The 18,416-nt window shown below is 71.8% G+C and carries 15 protein-coding genes; 9 read left to right on the forward strand and 6 right to left on the reverse strand.

The window, feature by feature from the left end:
• Positions 1-26: 26 nt before the first annotated feature.
• Together ACU616_RS14470 and ACU616_RS14475 are read right to left on the reverse strand one after the other, a co-directional pair.
• The gene (locus tag ACU616_RS14470; protein WP_446759147.1) at positions 27-1,289 is read right to left on the reverse strand and encodes a hypothetical protein; all 1,263 of its coding nucleotides are present in this window, start codon (positions 1,287-1,289) and stop codon (positions 27-29) included.
• 210 nt (positions 1,290-1,499) lie between these two features.
• A complete protein-coding gene (locus ACU616_RS14475; protein WP_446759148.1) occupies positions 1,500-2,462 on the reverse strand; it encodes a helix-turn-helix domain-containing protein in 963 nt (320 codons plus the stop codon).
• 36 nt (positions 2,463-2,498) lie between these two features.
• Between ACU616_RS14475 and ACU616_RS14480 the strand changes: the two genes are divergently transcribed.
• Positions 2,499-3,005: an iron-containing alcohol dehydrogenase gene (locus tag ACU616_RS14480; protein WP_446761484.1), complete on the forward strand. Its 507-nt coding sequence runs from the start codon at positions 2,499-2,501 to the stop codon at positions 3,003-3,005.
• Entirely contained in the window at positions 3,002-3,712 is a 711-nt protein-coding gene (locus tag ACU616_RS14485; RefSeq protein ID WP_446759149.1) for a hypothetical protein, read from the forward strand. The genes ACU616_RS14480 and ACU616_RS14485 overlap by 4 nt, the downstream gene beginning before the upstream one ends.
• A gap of 4 nt (positions 3,713-3,716) precedes the next feature.
• On the opposite strand, the gene ACU616_RS14490 is transcribed toward ACU616_RS14485, so the two are convergent.
• Positions 3,717-4,937, reverse strand: coding sequence for an MFS transporter (locus ACU616_RS14490; RefSeq protein WP_446759150.1), 1,221 nt, complete (start codon positions 4,935-4,937; stop codon positions 3,717-3,719).
• Positions 4,938-4,964: 27 nt separating this feature from the next.
• Positions 4,965-5,720, reverse strand: coding sequence for an SDR family NAD(P)-dependent oxidoreductase (locus ACU616_RS14495; protein ID WP_446761485.1), 756 nt, complete (start codon positions 5,718-5,720; stop codon positions 4,965-4,967).
• Positions 5,721-5,985: 265 nt separating this feature from the next.
• Here ACU616_RS14495 and ACU616_RS14500 point away from each other — a divergent pair, with 265 nt between their 5' ends.
• The 3 genes from ACU616_RS14500 to ACU616_RS14510 are packed head-to-tail and all read left to right on the forward strand — an operon-like array spanning position 5,986 to position 8,676.
• Positions 5,986-7,197: an FAD-dependent oxidoreductase gene (locus ACU616_RS14500; protein WP_446759151.1), complete on the forward strand. Its 1,212-nt coding sequence runs from the start codon at positions 5,986-5,988 to the stop codon at positions 7,195-7,197.
• Positions 7,198-7,237: 40 nt separating this feature from the next.
• Complete coding sequence (locus ACU616_RS14505) at positions 7,238-8,251, forward strand: alpha/beta fold hydrolase (RefSeq protein ID WP_446759152.1); 1,014 nt, start codon at positions 7,238-7,240, stop codon at positions 8,249-8,251.
• Positions 8,251-8,676: a nuclear transport factor 2 family protein gene (locus ACU616_RS14510; protein WP_446759153.1), complete on the forward strand. Its 426-nt coding sequence runs from the start codon at positions 8,251-8,253 to the stop codon at positions 8,674-8,676. The genes ACU616_RS14505 and ACU616_RS14510 overlap by 1 nt, the downstream gene beginning before the upstream one ends.
• Before the next feature lie 326 nt (positions 8,677-9,002).
• Here the strand turns inward: ACU616_RS14510 and ACU616_RS14515 are convergent, their stop codons facing one another.
• Both ACU616_RS14515 and ACU616_RS14520 read right to left on the reverse strand, forming a co-directional pair.
• Positions 9,003-10,214 carry an FAD-dependent oxidoreductase gene (locus ACU616_RS14515; RefSeq protein WP_446759154.1) on the reverse strand — a complete coding sequence of 404 codons (1,212 nt, stop codon included), beginning with the start codon at positions 10,212-10,214 and terminating at the stop codon, positions 9,003-9,005.
• Positions 10,211-11,593, reverse strand: coding sequence for an MmgE/PrpD family protein (locus ACU616_RS14520; RefSeq protein ID WP_446759155.1), 1,383 nt, complete (start codon positions 11,591-11,593; stop codon positions 10,211-10,213). The genes ACU616_RS14515 and ACU616_RS14520 overlap by 4 nt, the downstream gene beginning before the upstream one ends.
• 636 nt (positions 11,594-12,229) lie before the next feature.
• Between ACU616_RS14520 and ACU616_RS14525 the strand changes: the two genes are divergently transcribed.
• From ACU616_RS14525 to ACU616_RS14540, 4 genes are all read left to right on the forward strand, one after another.
• Positions 12,230-12,721, forward strand: a complete 492-nt coding sequence (locus ACU616_RS14525; RefSeq protein ID WP_446759156.1) for a hypothetical protein — start codon at positions 12,230-12,232, stop codon at positions 12,719-12,721.
• A 375-nt stretch (positions 12,722-13,096) separates the two neighbouring features.
• Positions 13,097-13,864, forward strand: coding sequence for an SDR family NAD(P)-dependent oxidoreductase (locus ACU616_RS14530; protein WP_446759157.1), 768 nt, complete (start codon positions 13,097-13,099; stop codon positions 13,862-13,864).
• Positions 13,865-13,893: 29 nt separating this feature from the next.
• Entirely contained in the window at positions 13,894-16,302 is a 2,409-nt protein-coding gene (locus tag ACU616_RS14535) for a hydantoinase B/oxoprolinase family protein (RefSeq protein ID WP_446759158.1), read from the forward strand.
• Positions 16,299-18,404, forward strand: a complete 2,106-nt coding sequence (locus ACU616_RS14540) for a hydantoinase/oxoprolinase family protein (protein WP_446759159.1) — start codon at positions 16,299-16,301, stop codon at positions 18,402-18,404. The genes ACU616_RS14535 and ACU616_RS14540 overlap by 4 nt, the downstream gene beginning before the upstream one ends.
• The last annotated feature ends 12 nt before the right edge of the window (positions 18,405-18,416 follow it).

Raw genomic sequence — 18,416 nt, forward strand, 5'->3', positions numbered from 1 at the left:
CTCCTCGAGCCGTTCGGGTGTGGGGGTCAGCCGAGCATGCCGGTGAACGCGCCGAACTCCGCGGCTCCGCGCGCCGCGTCGACGAAGGGCTGGCTCGAGGCGTGGATCAGGTACATCTCCGAATCGCGGAGGTACCGCTGCATGGGGTCCTTGCTCAGCGAGGCACGGGCCCCCGCCGACTGGAAGCACAGCTGGACGGCCTCGCAGCCGAGGAGGGCACCGCGGCGGGCGAGGGCGTGCAGCGAGATGAGTTCGGACGGCGTGATCGGCTGGCCGTCCTCCGCCCAGCGGGCGTGCAGCCTGTCGATCCGTCGTGCGCACTCGACCATCACCGCGTGCGAGGCGTCGGCGAGGCCCGCGCCCTTGCCGAGAGCCCGGAGTGCGTCCGGGTCCTGGGCCATCTTCTCGGCACCGAGGATCTGCTTGGTGCTGGGCAGGATCTCGGCCAGCCGCTCGACGGCGGCCCGCGCCGCGCCGGCCATGTTCGCGGCGAAGGACATGTGGTACGTCGGGTCGAAGAGGCCGAGGTAACGGGGGTTCCCGTGGAGCCTGGTGCCCGGGGTTCCCTCGGAGTAGTCGATCTTGCTCCCGAACAGGATGTCGTGGTCGGTCGTCCAGTGCTCGGGGATGAACAGGTCGTTGATCTTCACCGAGTTCGATCCGCTGGCCTGCATGCCGAGGGTCGCGCCGTGACCCCAGTCGGGCAGCACCTCGACGTCCTCCTTGCGGGCGACGAAGGTGACCACGCGGGTGGGCTGCTCGCTCCCCTCCTCGTACACGAACCCGTCCGCCATGAAGTGCGTCGAGACGGGGATCCCGGAGGAGAAGGCCCAGGTGCCGCTGGCGCGGTAGCCGCCCGCGACGGGAGTGAGCCTGCCGCCGGGGACCGCGCGGTGCGGGGACCGGTACTCGCCGTCGCCGAGCAGCTCGTACTGGGCCTGCTCGTCGAAGTAGGACGCGACGACCGCCACGTGCGTGGCGGACAGGCAGAAGCACCAGGCCGTGCCGGGGTGCCCGGCGGCGATGCGGTAGACCACCTCGAAGAACGTCTCGGTGTCGAACTCGTACCCGCCGAAGAGCTTCGGCTGCAGCATCCGGTAGAAGCCCGCGTCCCGGAACGCCTGCAGGACCTCGTCGGAGAAGTGGCCGCGATCGTCCGCCTCCTGCTGCTGCGCACGGAGCATGGGGATCATCGCCTCCGCTCGCGCGACGACCTCCGCGGGGGTCAGCTCCGGCTCCGGCGGGGGGAGGGGCGTGAAGGCGGGCGACCCCGTTGTCGTGCTGCTCATTCCCAGGCTCCATTCGCTGGCATGGTCGTCGTCGGTCGCACGGTCAGCTGCGCTCGACGGTCCCGAGCCCAGGGGTGGTGATCGCGCGTCGAGCGCATCATCGGCATCCGCCGGGTGGGCCGGGTCAGGATGTCTCCCTGGCGCAAGGAAAGCTCACCCCGCGTGTCCCGTACGGTCAAATCGGCGCCGTCGCCCCTGCGCCGCCCGTGGCTACGCGGCACTCTGCTGCGGGGCCCGGCGGGCGTCCCGCGCGCTCGTGCCGTAGACGCGGCGGAACGACCGGGAGAACTGCGATGCCGACCGGAAGCCCGACCACCGGCTGATGTCGGAGATCGGACGGGCGGCGTGCGACGTGTCCAGCAACAGGCTCCGCGCACGCTCCAGCCGGGCGAGCAGGATGTACTGGGCGACAGTGGAGTCGTGCTCGGCGAAGACGCGCGCCAGGTGGCGACTGCTCAGGCCGACGGCGCGTGCCACCTGCGCGACGTCCAACCCGGGGTCGTGCAGGTTCCGGCGGATGTAGTCGTCGGCGGTCCGCCAGTACGTCTCCATCGCGCCGGCCCCGTACCCGGACACCTGACCCAGGAGTTCGTGGATCAGCCGGGCCGCCCCGTCCTGGGGCTCGTTCGGGTTGCGCAGGGCTGCCTGGGCGATGCGCGTGACGGCCTGGACCTGCTCGGCCAGCGGCCCGCCCTCGGACCTCCGAACGATCCTCGGGACGAGAGGTGGAGCGTCTCCGGAGTCCGCGAAGGCGTCCTTGGCCATCCGCAGGGCGACCTGGTGGAAGTCCCCGAGGAGGCTGAGCACCGAAGGAACACCGGCGTCGTAGACCAGCGCATCGCCCGCGCCGAGGCGGTCGGCTCCGTCTGCGTGGAGCACGTGGCCCTCTCCTCTGAGCAGGACGACCAGGTACAGCTCGTTGCTGCCGGCGAGCACGTGCTCGCGGCTGCGCTCGACGATGTGGCCCCGTCCCTGGAACTCGAAGACGCTGACGTCCGCGATCTCCGCGCGACGGACCCGGGTCTGCAGTCCGCCCGGAGCCAGCGTGCGGCAGCGCACGTTGGCCAGCCAGCGACGGTTGAACTCTTCCCACAGGGGGATGCGGAGCCTCGGTTCGACCAGGGCCGTGTCGAACTCGACGACCTGCTGCTCCGTCCGGACCGACGACACCATCGCGCTCCCTAGCCAGCCGGCATTGTGACGAGCGCCATGCTAGGCGATGATGTGTTCGATCAGCGAACCTTTGTGCTGTGCGGTCCCGAGGGGTCGTCGGCCCGGCTCGGATTCCTCGCCCCGCACCCGTCACCCACTGCTCCGGAGAGGCCCGATCTCCGGAGAGGCCCCGATGAGTGCGACACCGGTCGGACGAGCCGTCACCCGGTTCAACCTCACCCGCCTGGAGGCCGTGGTGAGCGGCCGAGGGGCCGTGGACGTCCTCGGCGCGGAGATGGACGCGAGGGACGCGGGTCGGGTGCTGGTCACCACGACCAGGTCGCTCGTGCGCAGCCCCTCCTGGAGAGGATGCGTTCGGCCCTGGGCAGCCGCTTCGTGGGCGTCGCGGTCAACGCGGGTCAGCACGCGCCGGCCGAAGGCGTCCGGTCGATCGCTGCCGAGCTGGAGAAGCTCGAGGCCGACGCAGTGGTCGGCCTGGGGGGCGGCTCCGTCATCGATTCCACTCAGGTGGCGGTGGCGTCGCTGGTCAACGGGCGGGAATGACCAAGGAGGGCGGGAAGCTGCAGCCGGAGCGGGCCTTCGGGGACGACCGGTCCCAGGGCTTCCTGCACATCGCCGTCCCCACGACCCTGTCGGCCGGGGCGTTCACCCCGGCGGCCGGTGTGCTGGACGTGGCGACGAAGACCAAGGCGGCGGTCATCCTCCCGTGGTTGCAGCCCGCAGTGGTCATCCACGATCCGGAGATGACGGTGACGACACCGCGCGAGCTGTGGCTGTCCACCGGCGAGGTGGACGACGCGTCTCTGGAGCACCGGACGGCGTGCCTGGGCGCGGCCTGGCTGTCGCTCTACGGCGGGTTCAACACCGGACTGGTCCTGTCCCACGCGCTGAGCCACCAGCTCGGGCCGAGGTGGAACGTCGCCCACGGGATCTCCTCCTGCATCACGCTCCCGCCGTCGATGGAGCTCATGGCGGAGATCTCGCCCCAGCGGGTCGCCAAGATCGCGGCCGCGCTGGACATCCCCTTCGCTCCCGACTCCCCGCGGGAGGCGGCGCTGGCGTCGGCGCAGGCGGTCCACCGGTTCATCAGTGGCCTCGACCTCCCGATGAAGCTGCGCGACGTCGGTGTCGAGCGGGACGAGCTCACCTCCATCGCCGACGCCACCCGCATCGGCCTGGAGATCTTCGACGCCACCGACCGGCCCGTCACCACCGAGGAGATCGTCGGTCTGCTCGAGCGCTGCTACTGACCGGTCAGCCGCGGGGCACGTCGGAGGACGGCACCTTCTCCAGGCGCAGCGCGAGCAGCCCGCTGAGCCCGACCAGACCAGCGGCGAGCAGGACGACGCCCGGCCAGGCGCCGAGCTCCCAGGCGAGTCCGCCGAGCGTGCCGAGCCCCGAGGACCCGGCGTAGTAGGCGAAGAGGTAGAGCGAGACGGCGTGACCCGTCGCGATCCCTCGGGCGTGAGCCACCGTGGGGACCCAGCCACTGACCACCCCGTGGACGGCGAAGAAGCCGGCGGTCATGAGCGCCAGGCCGGCGACCACGAGGGCCAGCGGGCCGGCGAGCGTCAGCGCGACGCCGGCGAGGGTGGCCAGGCAGCAGATCAGCACGACGCTCCGGCGCGGGAAGCGGTCGGCCAGGCGCCCGGCCACGATCGACCCGAGGGTCCCCGCCGGATAGACGAGGAACACCAGGCTCGCGGCAGCCAGGCTCAGGTCGTACGGCGAGCTGGTGAGGCGGAAACCGATGGCGTTGTAGACCGCGATGAAGGCCCCGACGGAGCAGCCGCCGATGGCGTAGAGGGTCAGGAGCCCGCGGTCGGCGCACGCACGGCGGAACATGGTGGCCAGCTGGGCCGGGCGCGCCGGTGTGCGGACGAAGTTGCGCGACGGCGGTAGCAGGACGCGCACCGCGATCGCGCAGGCGACGGCGAGCGCGCCGACGGAGGCCATCGCCCAGCGCCAGTCCGTGACCTCCGCGACGGCTCCGCTCAGGAGGCGGCCGGTCATCCCACCCAGAGCGGTGCCGCCGACGTAGAGCCCAGCGGCACGGGCGTGGGCTTCGACGGCGAGCTCCTCACGCAGGTATGCCGTCGCGACCGCCGGCAGTCCCGCCAGGGTGACGCCCAGGAGCAGGCGGAGGCCCAGCAACACCTCCCAGGTGGGTGCCACCGCGCAGGTGAGCCCGACCAGCGCCGAGGCGGCCATGGAGAGGTGGATCAGTCGGGTCCGCCCGAGCACCTCCGACACCGGCCCGGCGACGAGGAGGGCGACGCCCAGGCCCGCGGTGGTCAGCGACTGCGCCCAGGTGCTCTCGCCGGTGGAGACGGAGAAGGCGCCGGTGAGGGCCGGGAGCAGGGCCTGGGCTCCGTTCAGCAGTGCGAAGGTCGCCATTCCGGCAGCGAACAGCGACGCCGTGATCCGCCGATACCCGCCGGTGCCCGCCCGGTGCCGGGGGACAGGTGATGACATTCCGTCCACTGTCTCGTCGTCGGGCCGTCACCGGATCGCAGACCTGCACCGAACGGGGACCTCCGCCTTCCGGCGGAGGTCCCCGTTCCGCTGCCCACCGGCCCCGTCGCCGACGTCCGCCGGACGGTTGCGGGTGCTGTTCCCGATCCCGGTCCGGACGGTCCCGGGAAGGAGCACGGAGGTGCCCGCCGGGGAGCCCTCCGCTGCCAGTTCCACCGCCAGCGTCTCGGTGAGGGCGACGATCCCGTACTCGGTGACGTCGTGGGCGCCCAGGCCCGGCCCGGGCACCAGGCCCCCGATCGACGCGGTGTTCACGATGTGCCCGCCGTCGGCGTTCTTCCTGAGCAGGGGCAGGAACGAGTGGACGCCGTGGATCACGCCCCACAGGTCGACCTGCAGCATCCACTCCCAGTCGGACGGCTTCAGGTCCGCGATCGGGGCCATGGCCCCGACCCCGGCGTTGTTCACCACCACGTGAACGGCGCCGTGCTCCGCGATGGTGGCGTCGGCGAGTGCCTGCACGCTGGCGGCGTCGCGCACGTCGGTCCGCACCCCGAGCGCCCCCGGCTCCGACGACACGCGCCGGAGGGCTCCCTCCTCGACGTCGGCGATCACCACCTGCATGCCCGCGGCGCGGACCTGGCGGCGATGCCCAGCCCGATGCCGGACGCGCCCCCGGTGACGACCGCGACCTCCCCGTCGAGATCTCTCATGCCGCTCATGGTCGGTCTCCAGTCCTGGAAGTGCGCGGCAGGTGCTGACCGAACCCAGGACAGTCCGCAGAGCGCCTCGATGTGCGGTGACCGTACGAGCCGTCGTCTAGGCGGTCGAGCCGGTGCCGGGACGCCGCCGGCCCCCCGCGACGGCCGGCCGCGCGCTCCACCGAGCACGCCTCCGCATCGGCGTCCCACGTGTGCTGCGCCACTCTCCGCCATAACCTTGTCCAATCCCGCCAGGGACCGATCCGGTGCCGGCAGCGGGGGAGAGCGGGCCCATACCCGGTCGCGCGCTGTCGCGTGGCCGCTCGGAAGGAACGGGAGGTGCGGCCGTGCCGCAGCCGCAGGTGATCGTCGCAGGAGCGGGGCCGATCGGTCTGGTCACGGCGCTGGGACTGGCCCGGCGCGGCGTCGCCGTCACGGTGCTGGAGCGGGAGCCGGGCATCGTCCGCTCGCCGCGCGCGATGGTCTACCACAACGGCGTCCTCCCGGGCCTGGCCGAGCTGGGCCTGCTCGACGACGTCGAGAAGGCCGGGGTCCGCGCGACCGAGTTGGCCTTCTGGGACTACGCCAACCAGGAGGCGATCCGCTTCGATCTGGGCCACTTCGAGGGGCATGAGCCGTTCCCGTACAACGTCCACCTCGGCCAGGACCGGCTGGCCGACATAGCGCTGGAGCACTTGCGGGAGTACGAGGACTGCCAGGTCGTGTTCGGCGCCCTCGTCACCGGCTTCGAGCAGGACGAGGCCGGTATCCGGGTGAGCGCCTACGTCGGCGGGCACCTCACGACGTACCGCGCGCAGTACGTGATCGGCACGGAGGGTGCGGCCAGTCCGTTGCGCACCATGGCCGACCTGGGCTTCGAGGGGATGACCTGGCCGGAGCGGTTCGTCGCCGTGAACGTGCGCTACGACTTCGCCGGCCTCGGGTACGCCGACTCCAACATGGTGGTCGACCCGGTGATGGGCGGCATCGTCGCCCGGATCGACACCGAGGACCTGTGGCGGATCACCTACCACGAGGACAGCGCGCTGCCGGCGGAGACCGTTCCGGCGCGGATCGTGGAGTTCTTCGACAGGCTGCTGCCCGCCGGCGCCGACTACGCGATGACCCAGTACTCGCCCTACACCATGCACCAACGGGCGGCGCGCAGCTTCCGTCACGGGCGGCTGCTCCTCGCCGGGGACGCCGCCCACATCACCAACCCGATCGGCGGGCTGGGGCTGACCAGCGGGTTGTTCGACTCCTACGTGCTGGCCCCGGCCGTGGCGGCGGTGCTGGCCGGGACCGTCGACGACGCGGTGCTCGATGAGTACGCCGCCCAGCGGCGGCAGGTGTTCCTGGACTACGCATCCCCTCGCGCGAGCGACTTCAAGACGCTGGTCTTCAACTCCACCGACCGCACCCAGCTGGACCAGACGTTGGGGACGCTGCGCGCGGCGGCAGCCGACCCGGCGATCGCCTTGGAGGCCCTCCGGGTCAGCCAGCCGTGCCGGACCCCGTCACTGGTCGACGCTCCTTCCCTCTCCGCCAGCGAGCGATGAGGCCGCGCTCCAGCGAGGTCGCGCACCCGGCGTTCGCGGGGTGAGCGCCCCGGAGCGGATCGTGCGGGACGGCTTCTGGATCGCAGGGGAGCTGCGCGGGACGCCGACGGGGACGGCGAGTGTCGGGTCGATGTACGTCGAGCGGCTCTCTCCGGACACGACGACCCGGCCCCACCCGGTCGTGCTCGTGCACGGTGGGGGTGGACAGGCCACCGACTACCTGGGCACGCCCGACGGTCGCCCTGGCTGGGCCCAGCAGCTGGTGGGGGAGGGGTTCACCGTCTACGTGGTGGACCGGCCCGGCCACGGGCGCTCGCCGCACGACCCGGCGGTGTTCGGACCGACGATCACCGCTCTGACGGCGGAGCGGTTCCTCTCGATCTTCGCGCCGGAGGCCTACGCGACGACGCACACCCAGTGGCCGGTCGGCCGGACGCTCGACGATCCCGGCGTGCAGCAGGTCACGGCCTCCTTCGGCCCGATGCTGGCCGACTGGGCCGTGATGCACGCCGTCGAGCAGCAGCGCCTGGCGGCACTGCTGGACCGGATCGGACCGGCGATCGTGTTCTGCCACTCGGCCGGCGGCCCGGCCGGCTACCTGGCGGCGGACGCGCGCCCGGAGCTGGTCGAGGCGCTGGTCGCGATCGAGACGGTGGGCCCACCGTTCGCGTCGCACCCGACGGGGAACGTCCTGTCGTGGGGACTGGCCTGCGCACCGCTGACCTACGATCCGCCCGCTGCGGATGCCGCGGAGTTGCGTCTGGTGTCGGAGGAGGTTCCCGGCGGCCCTCCTCGCACGCTGCAGGCGGAGCCGGCGCGTCGGCTCGCGCACCTGGCCCAGGTCCCGATCGCCGTGGTGACGTCCCCCAACTCTCCCTTCCGCTCGTTCGACGACCACCTGCTCGCGTTCCTCCGTCAGGCCGGTTGCCAGGCCGACGCGGTGCGGCTGGAGGACCACGGCGTCCTCGGCAACGGTCACGGCATGATGTTCGAGCTCAACAACGGAGAGGCCCTCCAGGTGATCCTGGACTGGCTCGGGAAGCGAGTGCAGTGATGTCGGACGGGAACGCGACGCCGCTCGAGGTCGTCACCACCTTCAACGAGGCCCTGAGCCGGCGGGACTGGGACACCTTCGCCTCCGTCCTGGGCGAGGACCTCAGCTATACGACCATGTCCTTCGACCTGCCCGGTGGGGGCGTGCCCATGGACCGGGCGACGGTGCTCGCCACCCTCCCCGGCATGGTGGACGGGCTGTTCGCCGCCGGGAGCCCGCGCCTGGAGATCACGCACGTCACCACGGACGGCGAGTGGATCGTGGTGGAGCTGGACGGCACGGGGGAGTTCGTCACCGGCGCCGAGTACCGCAACCGGTACGCGAACGTCTACCAGGTCCGCGACGGGCTGATCCGGACGGTCCGCGAGTACATGGACACCGGGCACATGGCCACGCTGTTCAGCCAGCTCCCGCAGCCGGACTGACCCCCGTCCCTCCTCCATGGGGGAGCGCACCCCGCGGGTCCACGGCGCCGGTCCGGCCGGGGCCGTCGCTCCGTCGAGCCGGTCGACCACCTCTCGGAGCGCCGTTCGGCGCGGGCCTCGTTCACCACGGTCGGAGTGCCGGCGTCCCGCCGTCTCGAACTGTGGGAGGAGCACAACGCCCGCGCTCGTGTCGCTCACGTGCCGGACGCTCACTTCGCGCGCGTCTTCGAGCAGCGGTTCGCCGTGTCACCGCGGGACGTGGTCGAGCTGGGTCCGTCCGGCGGGCGGGAGCGCGCGGCAGGCTGAGGGCGTCCCGTGCGGGTCCGTCAGACCACCGCCACGGGCTGGACCAGCGGCGGCGTCTCCAGCTGCTTGGTGAACATGAAGTTCGTCCGCTGGGCATCCTCGTCGGCTGCGAGCGCCCGCAGCTTGGACAGCTGCGCTTCCAGCTCGACGGGGTCGCTGGTGTGGTACAGGAGCTTCTTGTTCGCACTGGCGCGCGGCGACGCGATCTCGAGGAAGGTGCGTCGGCGCTCCTCGGCATAGCGGTCGAGCACCGAGTCGTCGGCGAGCCCCTTGATCACCGCGGCGAGGGCGTCGTACAGCACGAAGGAGTCGAAGAGGCCCGAGGTGAGGCCCAGTCCGCCGGTCGGGTTCGTGGCGTGGGCGGCGTCGCCGGCGAGCACGACCCGGCCGGCACGCATCGACGAAGCGGCGCGCTGGTGCATGCGGTAGGGACGGTAGGCGTCGAGCTCGTATCCCTCGTCGCCCGGCAGCAGCTTCTCGTACCACTGGGGGATGCGCTCGCCCATCTGCTCCTGGGGGATGTCCGGGAGCTCCGCGTAGGTGACCCGCCAGAGACCGGTGTTGTCGATCTTGGCGATGATCGCGCCGTAGGTCGGGTCGATCTGCAGGGTCGAGCGTGCGTAGCCGTGCGCCTCGAAGTCGTAGCGGACGTTCGTCGCGACGAAGACCTCGGGCCAGGTGATCCCCTCGAACCCGAGACCCAGCGTCTTGCGCACCGTGCTGGCCGCGCCGTCGGCTCCGACGACGTACGAGGCGCGGAACTGCTCGGAGCCTCCGCCGGTGTCGACGGTGACCGTGACCCCGTCGTCGTCCTGGTCGATGCCGGTGACCCTGCTGTCGAACCGCACCGAGACGTTGTCGAGCTTCTCGAGCTCGACGTGGGCGATCTCGGCGAGCTTGTGCTGACCCATGTGGAGGTTGTAGGGGTGCGCGACCAGCCCCTCCAGGACGCCGACGCTCAGCTCGATCTTCTCGCCGGTCGCGTAGACGTAGTACGCGTAGTCCTGCTTGGTGAAGCCCACCTGTTTCGCCGCGTCGAGGATGCCCAGCCGCTCGATGCCCTCCAGGACCGACCAGTGGTAGACCATCGCCCGGGGCGCGTCCCCGATGGCCGGCTCCGCTTCGAGGACGGTGACGCTCACCCCGGTCCTCGCCAGACCGAGTGCGTTCAGGAGGCCGACCGGTCCGGCGCCGACGATGAGGACGTCGCTGTGCTGCACGGGAGAGCTCACTTTCGCGTGGTCGCTGCCGCGAGTGCGTCGAGGTAGGACACATCCTGCAACGAGGGCAGGTCGAGCGTCGACCGCTCGAGGGCCGCGACGTCCCCGGACGACAGGCCGTACCCGGCGTTGGTGCGGAACTTCGCCAGGACGTCGTCCGTGGTCATCGGGTTCTCCGCGCCACCCCGCTGGTAGCGGAGCTCGTGCTCGAGGACCCGGCCGTCGACCGTCTCGACGCGCACGCCTCCACCGAAGGCGTCCGGGGTGGGGTTGTACTGGCGAAGCTCGAAGCTGATCCGCGGGGTCAGCCCGGCCACCTCCGCGTTGCCGATGGCCTCCGGAGTGAAGGACGCGACGTCGAGCGATCCGGTGACCAGCCGGGTGGCAAGGCAGTACGGCAGGCTGAACTTGGCGTCGTACGCCGTCCGGGGATGCACCTTGTCAGCGGCGGGCTCGCAGACGAGCGACACTCCCGTGGCATCGGTGTAGCCGACGATCGAGGCGATGTCCTCGGCGCGCAGCGGCGTCGACGCCAGGATCTCGGCCAGGGCGTCGACCGGGGCGTGCGTGTAGTGGCACGCCGGGTAGGGCTTGTAGGCGATCTCGTCGGTGACCCAATGGCTCCCGAGATCCTCCACCTGGGTACCGAGGTCACTGGGCGCGCCGTGCACGTACGTCGCGAAGTACCCCCGCGCGCCCTCGAAGACGGTCGCCGGCCCGGTCGCTCCGTTGGCCGCGAGCGCCGCGGCCGTGAGGCCGGCGCGGGCAGCCCAGCCGGGGTGGAGGCGCTTGGTCTCGGACCCGTCCGAGAGGAACTCCAGCAGCCCCGACGCCATGCTCCCGGCGATGCCGAGCGCATCGGCCGTCTGCACGCCGTCGAGCCCGCGGGCGCGGGATGCCGCCGCGGTGGCCCCGAAGACGCCGCAGACACCCGTCGGGTGGAAGCCGCGGGCGTGGAAGACACCGCTGGCCGCATTGCCGACGCGCACCGACACCTCGTTGCCGGCGACGATCGCGGCCAGGAGGTCCGCTCCGGTCGCGCCGGCTGCCTGGGCGGCGGCGACTGCGGCCGGAACGACGCCGGCGCTGACGTGGACGACCGAGACGGGGTGCGTGTCGTCGAAGTCGAGAGCGTGGCAGAGCGTGCCGGTGACGAATGCGGCGTCGGCCGGAGCGAGGTCCGTGGCGCCGATCGCCGTCGCCGTGCCGCGTCCGCCGATCTCCCGCACGGTGCTCACGGCGTATGCCGCCTCCCCGAAGGCGTGCGCCGCAATGCCGCATCCGAGGGCATCGAGTGCATGCAGCTCGGCGTGCTCGACGGTGGCCGCAGGGATCTGCTCGATCTTCAGCTGCGCGACGAAGTCGCTGAGTCGCTGCGAATAGGTGGTCACGCGAAGTCCGTTCGGTGGGCGCCCAAATGTTCCCTGAGCGTACCGTGGGCGCCCTCGCTGTCGCAATGGTCGCACGCGATCGGCCGGTGCCGGATTCGCCGAGGGCGCCGCTGCGCCGGAGTGGCAGTGCGCGGCCGAGTCCTTGACCGCTGTGACGCAGCGCACCTGGCGTGCACTCCGATCCATGTCCCTGTCGGCCGGCCTGCTGCCCCGCACGTCGGCAGAAGCCGGGCAGCGCGGTGCCTGGCCGTCGACGCGCGGAGTGACGCCTGCGCGCACCGTCGAGGTGCACAGGCCCGCGTGGTCCGGAGCCACCACACTCGGCGAAGCCCGACCCGACGAGAGACGACCCCGAGGAGCGCGAGACGGACGTCCGGAACGGACGCACCTGCTGCGACGGAGCAGTCGCTCAAGATCTCGCAGACGGGCCCGGCGGCTGCCCGGTGCTGCACGGCTGCGACCCCTCGAACCCGCGCAGGTCGCGGATCCGGCGGCCGTGACGGCCTTCTCCCGACGCGAGGTCCCGGTGTTCTCCAGTCCCTCACCGGGGGCGTGCATCGTGACCACCCACGCGCACGCGGTGAAGGTCATCACGGACTGAAGGCCTTCGGCCGGGCCCCGTCTAAGGACCGCGAGATGCCAGAGGAGCTCCGGGAGCTGCTGCCGGACGGCTTCCTCACCGACCTCATCACCGCGACCAGCGACGACGGCGAGCCCAGCCTCTCCGACGACGAGGTCTTCGCAGCGGTGTTGCTGTCGATCCTCGCCGGCGGCGACACCACCGTGGACCTGATCGCGCAGCTGGTCACGCGCATGCTCGACGGCGACCGCGAACTGTGGCGCCAGGCCGAGGCCGACCGGTCGCTCCTCGACGGCCTGATCGACGAGGTGGTCGACCCGCGCCGTCCGGATGCCACGAGGCACCTGCGGTTCGGGAGGGGCGCCTGTTCGTGCACGGGCTCGGCGCTGGCCAGGGCCGAGACGCGCCACGCCATCGAGGCCCTGCTCGACGGACTGCCGACCGCACGCCTGGTGCCCGGCCACGAGGTCAGGCGGATGTTCTCCACCGCGATCCAGAGCGTGCTCGACGGACTCGTCGTGGCATGGGACGTCCCCGAGCCGACCTGAGCGACGCGCGGGGGCTCGGCACACCTGCACCTCCACGCCCACCGCGGCCGATCGCGCCGGTGCGGACCGGGTGCCGGCCGACCGGAGCTCCCCGTCGAACGGTTCGCGACCGAGGACGGCGGTGCCCGGGGCACCCACCGCTGCCGTCGACGTGGGGCTGACGGACCCGGGGAGCGACCACGGCCGGCTTCCTGTCCCGGGCAGCCGGGTCCCCGTCCCGTCCGCCGCTGGTGACCAGGCTGGGCGGCGCTTGACGGCGTGGCGGCGCTCACATTAGCGTCGGTTCGGTCAGCGCACCGTTGTGCGCGGTCGTCGGCCGACCTCGTGTGCGGCAGGGTGCCTGCCCCGGACTCCGCGGTGGGCGGAGGAGGGTCCGTGGCAGTACTCGAAGGCAAGGTCGTCGTGGTGACCGGGGCGGCCCGAGGGCAGGGACTCGAGGAGGTCCGGCACCTCGGCGCCGAGGGCGCGACGGTCATCGGCACCGACCTGACCGCCTCCGACGAACTGCGTGCGGCAGCGGCGATGGTGCTCGAGTTCGACGTATCCGAGCCGGCCGGATGGGGCCGCCTCGCCGACGAGGTGCGCCGGGAGTTCGGGCGGGTCGACGGACTGGTGAACAACGCCGCCATACCCGCCCGAGACGGCCTGCTCGACGTCAGCCTGGACACCTGGAACACGACGCTCGGGGTGAACCTGACCGGCCCGCTCCTCGGCATGCAGACGGTCGTCCCGCTGATGCCCGGCGCCGGCTCGATCGTCAACATCAGCTCCCTGGCCGGGCTGACCGGCCTCAGGACCACCGCCTACACCGCGTCGAAGTGGGGCCTGCGCGGCCTCGCACGGGTGGCGAGCAATGAGCTCGGCCCGCGCAACATCCGGGTCAACACGATCTTCCCCGGCTACATCGACACACCATTGGTGCGCCAGAACCCCGAGGCCTTCCGGGTGGCCAACCTGGCCCAGATCCCGCTGGGCCGGGTGGGTCAGGTGACCGACGTGGCGCCGCTCGTCGCGTTCCTGCTCAGTGATGCCGCGTCGTGGATCACCGGCGCGGAGATCAGCGTCGACGGCGGCCAGCACGCGCAGGGCGGCACCAAGGCACTCGTGGACCCGGCGAAGTTCCTCGACGACACGACCTCTTGACCGACCCTGACACGGAACGAGGACCCGACATGACGGAACTCCTGAGCGCCTTCCGCTACGCGACCGACGACGGCGTCATCCGCAACCCGCAGGTCGACTTCGCCGCGCTGGGTGAGGGGCCCTGGGACGGGCTGCGGCGGTCCTACATCCCGCGTCCCGAGCTCACCATCGATCCCGGGCTCGAACTGCACACCGACGCCGACCTGGACGTCGACCCGATCACCTACCAGGTCCTCCGGTCCCGGATGTGGCACCAGAACCTGGAGCACGGCGACATCATCCAGCGGACGACCGGCTCCGCTCCGGTGATCTACTCCAAGGACTTCGCCACCGCGCTGCTCACCGAGGACGGGGAGGCGGTGGTCCTCAGCCCGACGATCCAGTTCTTCTCGACGCTCGCCGACCTGGTCGTCAAGTGGACGCTGGAGAACCGCAGCGGGTCGCCCGGCATCGCCGAGGGGGACGTCTTCCTGCAGAACAGCCCGTACGTGGCGGCGGGCCAGCAGCCCGACACCGCCGTGTTCGGCCCCGTCTTCGTCGACGGGAAGCTGTTCGCCTGGGTCTACAACGCCCTGCACATGGGCGACCTCGGGGGAGTCGATCCGGGGGGATGGGCGGTGCACGCCCGGGACATGTACGAGGACGGCGCCGCCACGCCGCCGGTGAAGATCGTGGACTCCGGGACGCTCCGCTCCGACGTCATGGACCTGTGGGTGCACCACGGTCGCGATCCGGAGACGCTGCGCCTGAACGTCAAGAGCGGGATCGCCGGCGTGCGGGCGATGGTCGCGCGGGTGGCCGGTCTGGTGGAGGAGCGCGGTGCCGCCACGGTCAAGGGCGTGATGCGGAAGATGATCGCCGAGTCCTCCCGTGTCGTCGGCGACCGCCTCGAGCAGATCCCCGACGGCACCTGGTCGCGCCGCCTGTACGTCACGGGAGCGCTCGGCGTGGACCGGGAGAGCCACCAGGAGGTCCTCACCCTCACCAAGCGGGGGCGGCACGTCATCTGCAGCAACGAGGGCACCTCGCCGCAGGCGGGACCGGGGAACTCGACGTACTCGGTGCTGCGCTCCGCGGTGGTCGCGGCGCTGGCTGCGGCCGTGGCCTGGGACCAGCAGGGGTGTTTCGCCGGGATCGCCGACCACATGCTCATGGAGCCGACGTTCGGGACGCGCAGCTGCGCCAACCCCCCGGCCGCCACGTCGGCGCTGCACAGCGTGTTCGTGACGATGAACCTGGCCGGGCTGTGCGTGAGCTCGATGCTGCTCTCCGCGCCACCGGAGCTCCGGAAGAGAGCGACGAGCTCGGGCGGTCTCTCGGTCGCGATGGCCGACATCTCCTTCGGCCTCAAGCCCGACTTCTCACTGGTGGCTCCACCGGCGTCGGTGCACGGGGCGCTCCTCGCCGGTGCGATCGGCGCCTTCCCGCACAAGGACGGCCTGGACTCGGCAGGGTCCTGGTTCATGCTCGGCACCTCCGCCGGCAACGTGGAGTCCAACGAGCAGGAGGGGGTGGGTCTGGTCCTGTACCGCCGCGAGGTGCAGGACAGCGGCGGGCCCGGCCGCTGGCGCGGGGGCAACGGCGTCGGCGCGGCGTGGGTCCCGCACCCCCAGTCGTTCATGAGCAACGCGCAGCTGGTCTTCGTGGAGCCGAGCGCGAACCTCGCGAGCGGACTGGCGGGTGGCTATTTCGCCCTCGCCGGCAACTTCCTCAGGACGACGGGCGGCGCGGTCGGTCAGGCCATGGCGGCAGGGCGGCTCCCTGGTGACCGCGACCAGATCCAGGCCGAGATCGACGGCTTCGAGCGGCTGCACCCCCAGGCCACGCTGATGCCCGTTCCGCCCGGTGACGCCGTCGTCATCGAGTACAACGGCGGCGGGGGCTACGGCGACCCGTTGCTGCGCGAACCCGAGCGGGTGGCGGAGGACGTCGCCGGTGGGCGCACCAGCGCAGGGGCCGCGCGCGCGTTCTACGGTGTCGTGCTGGACGCGGACGGCTCGCTCGACGCGGCGGCGACCGATCGCCTCAGGACCGAGATCAGATCGGAGCGGCTGGCCGGCGCCACCGCATCGGTGCGGGACGTCCCGAAGGGCGCTCCGGTTCCCGTCCTGGCGGGCGCGGCCGGAGGCGTCGACCTCAGCTCCCTCGAGGGTGCCTACTGCTGGAGCTGCTCGGACTGCGGGGCCTGGCTCGCGCCGGCCGACGCCTCCTACCTCTCGGGGGCGGCGAGCACCCAGCGGCCGCCGCACGAGGTGGACGACCGGATGTACGTGGACCCGGCCCTGTTCGGGGACGACACCCTCCTGCTGCGCCAGTACTTCTGCCCCGAGTGCGCCGGGCTGCTCGGGCAGGACTTCTGCCGGGCCGATGATCCGCCGCGCGACGACGTCCGCATCGATCTCAGCAACCTCTCGACCGGCCAGGAGGGTCAGGCATGACCGCGACGCAGTCCGCCGACGACCAGGACCTCGTGATCGGGGTCGACATCGGCGGCACCTTCACCGACTGCGCGATCGTGCTCCCCGACGGGACGGCGCAGCCCGGCAAGTCGCCGACGACCCCGGACAACCGCGCCCGTGGGTTCTTCGACTCCATCGAGGACGCCGCGACGGGGCTCGGTCTGTCGCTCGACGACGCCCTCGCCCGCTGCCGCCTCCTGGTCCACGGGACGACGACGGGCACGAATGCGCTGATCGAGCGCCGTGGCGCCAAGGTCGGCCTGATCACCACCTCCGGGCACGGCGACGTCACCCTGATCATGAAGGCCGAAGGCCGGCTGACCGGGGTCGACGGCGCCCACATCTGGGATCTCCCGCGCGGGGACAAGCCGGAGCCCGTGGTGCCCCGCGCGCTGATCCGCGAGGTGAACGAGCGGATCGACTACCTCGGCGAGGTCGTCGTGGCGCTGGACGAGGCCCAGGTCCTCGCCGCGGCCGACGAGCTCGTGGCGGCCGGCGTGGAGGCCATCGCCGTCAGCTTCCTGTGGTCGGTCCGCAACAGCGCCCACGAGGACCGGGCCGTCCAGCTGATCACCGAACGTCATCCGCAGATCTTCGTCACCGCGGCGAGCTCCGTCTCCTCCTTCGTCGGGGAGTACGAGCGGACCATGACCGGCATCATCAACGCCTACATCGGCCCGCTGATGAAGGACTACGTCGAGCGGATCGAGCAGGAAGCCGGGCGGCGCGGGTACAGCGGACGCATCCTCTACGCCCAGTGCGCCGGTGGCGCGATCACCGAGGCCGAGGCGCAGGTGGCTCCGGTCCGGACGGTTCACTCCGGTCCGGTCAGCGGGCTGCTCGGCAGCGCCCACGTGGCCGCGGCCCTCGGCGAGCCGGACCTCATGGTCGCCGACATGGGCGGCACGTCCTTCGACGTCAGCGTCATCCGGGGGCTGACGCCCGACGTCCGGGACGTCTCGCTGCTGGAGCGCTTCGAGGTGTCGTTGCCCATGGTCTACGTCGACACGGTCGGGGCCGGGGGAGGGAGCATCGCCTGGCTCGACGCGGCGGGGGGTCTGCAGGTGGGGCCGCGCTCCGCCGGCGCCATGCCGGGCCCGGCGTGCTACGGCAACGGGGGGACCGAGGCGACCGTGACCGATGCCGACGTCGTCCTCGGCGTCATCGACCCGGACAACTTCCTGCACGGGAAGCGGAAGCTCGACCGGGCGGCAGCGGAGCGGGCGGTGTCGGCTCTCGGGGACCAGCTCGGCCTGTCGCTCGAGGCGACCGCTGCCGGCATCAACCAGATCATCGACGCCAAGATGGCCGACCTGCTGCGGCGGATGAGCATCCTCCGTGGCTTCGACCCGCGGGAGTACACGGTCTTCGCCTACGGCGGCGGCGGGCCGGTGCACGTCGGCGCTGTCGCGCGGGAGGTGGGGGTGCGCAAGGTGATCGTGCCGATGCTGCACATGGCGTCCGCCTGGTCGGCCTACGGCGCCACGGTGGCCGACGTCATCCACGTCGTCCAGCGCTGGGAACAGCACCAGATGCCGGTCGATCCGAACCGGATGAACACGGTCCTGGCCGATCTCGAGGAGCAGGCGCGCGGCATCCTCGCCGCCGAGGGCTTCGAGGGCGACAAGGTGGCGATCGACCGGTCGGTGCGGATGAAGTACACCACCCAGCTGCACACCATCGAGGTGCCCATCTCGGGGGAACCGCTCGACGAGGCGGCCGTCGAGGGCATCGGGACGGACTTCGCCCGGCTCTACGACGACCTGCACGGTGAGGGTTCCGGCCATCAGGCCGGCGGCGTGAGCCTGACCGGCTTCGTGCTCCGGGCGCGCGGGATCGTGGACCGTCCGGGGATCGCCCGGGCGCCCGGTGCCACCGACGTCGAGCGGACCTCCCGGCCGGTCTACTGGGCGGAGGAGGGAGCCCGCGTGGAGACGCCGGTGCTGCGGGTCAGCGGAGGGCGACTCGAGGGCCGGCTCGAGGGCCCGATGCTGCTGGAGCTGCCCGACACGGTCGTCGTCATCCGCCCGGGGCAGACGGCGACCTGCGACGAGTACGGCAACCTGGTGATCACGGTGTAGTCGCAGTGGCCG

The sequence above is a fragment of the Geodermatophilus sp. URMC 62 genome (assembly GCF_052931475.1).

Coding starts and splice junctions, on each gene's coding strand:
- ACU616_RS14535 (WP_446759158.1), top strand. CDS start 13,894: ATGACGGAACTCCTGAGCGCCTTCCGCTACGCGACCGACGACGGCGTC.
- ACU616_RS14490 (WP_446759150.1), bottom strand. CDS start 4,937: ATGTCATCACCTGTCCCCCGGCACCGGGCGGGCACCGGCGGGTATCGG.
- ACU616_RS14470 (WP_446759147.1), bottom strand. CDS start 1,289: ATGAGCAGCACGACAACGGGGTCGCCCGCCTTCACGCCCCTCCCCCCG.
- ACU616_RS14540 (WP_446759159.1), top strand. CDS start 16,299: ATGACCGCGACGCAGTCCGCCGACGACCAGGACCTCGTGATCGGGGTC.
- ACU616_RS14480 (WP_446761484.1), top strand. CDS start 2,499: ATGCTAGGCGATGATGTGTTCGATCAGCGAACCTTTGTGCTGTGCGGT.
- ACU616_RS14525 (WP_446759156.1), top strand. CDS start 12,230: ATGCCAGAGGAGCTCCGGGAGCTGCTGCCGGACGGCTTCCTCACCGAC.
- ACU616_RS14510 (WP_446759153.1), top strand. CDS start 8,251: ATGTCGGACGGGAACGCGACGCCGCTCGAGGTCGTCACCACCTTCAAC.
- ACU616_RS14485 (WP_446759149.1), top strand. CDS start 3,002: ATGACCAAGGAGGGCGGGAAGCTGCAGCCGGAGCGGGCCTTCGGGGAC.
- ACU616_RS14475 (WP_446759148.1), bottom strand. CDS start 2,462: ATGGTGTCGTCGGTCCGGACGGAGCAGCAGGTCGTCGAGTTCGACACG.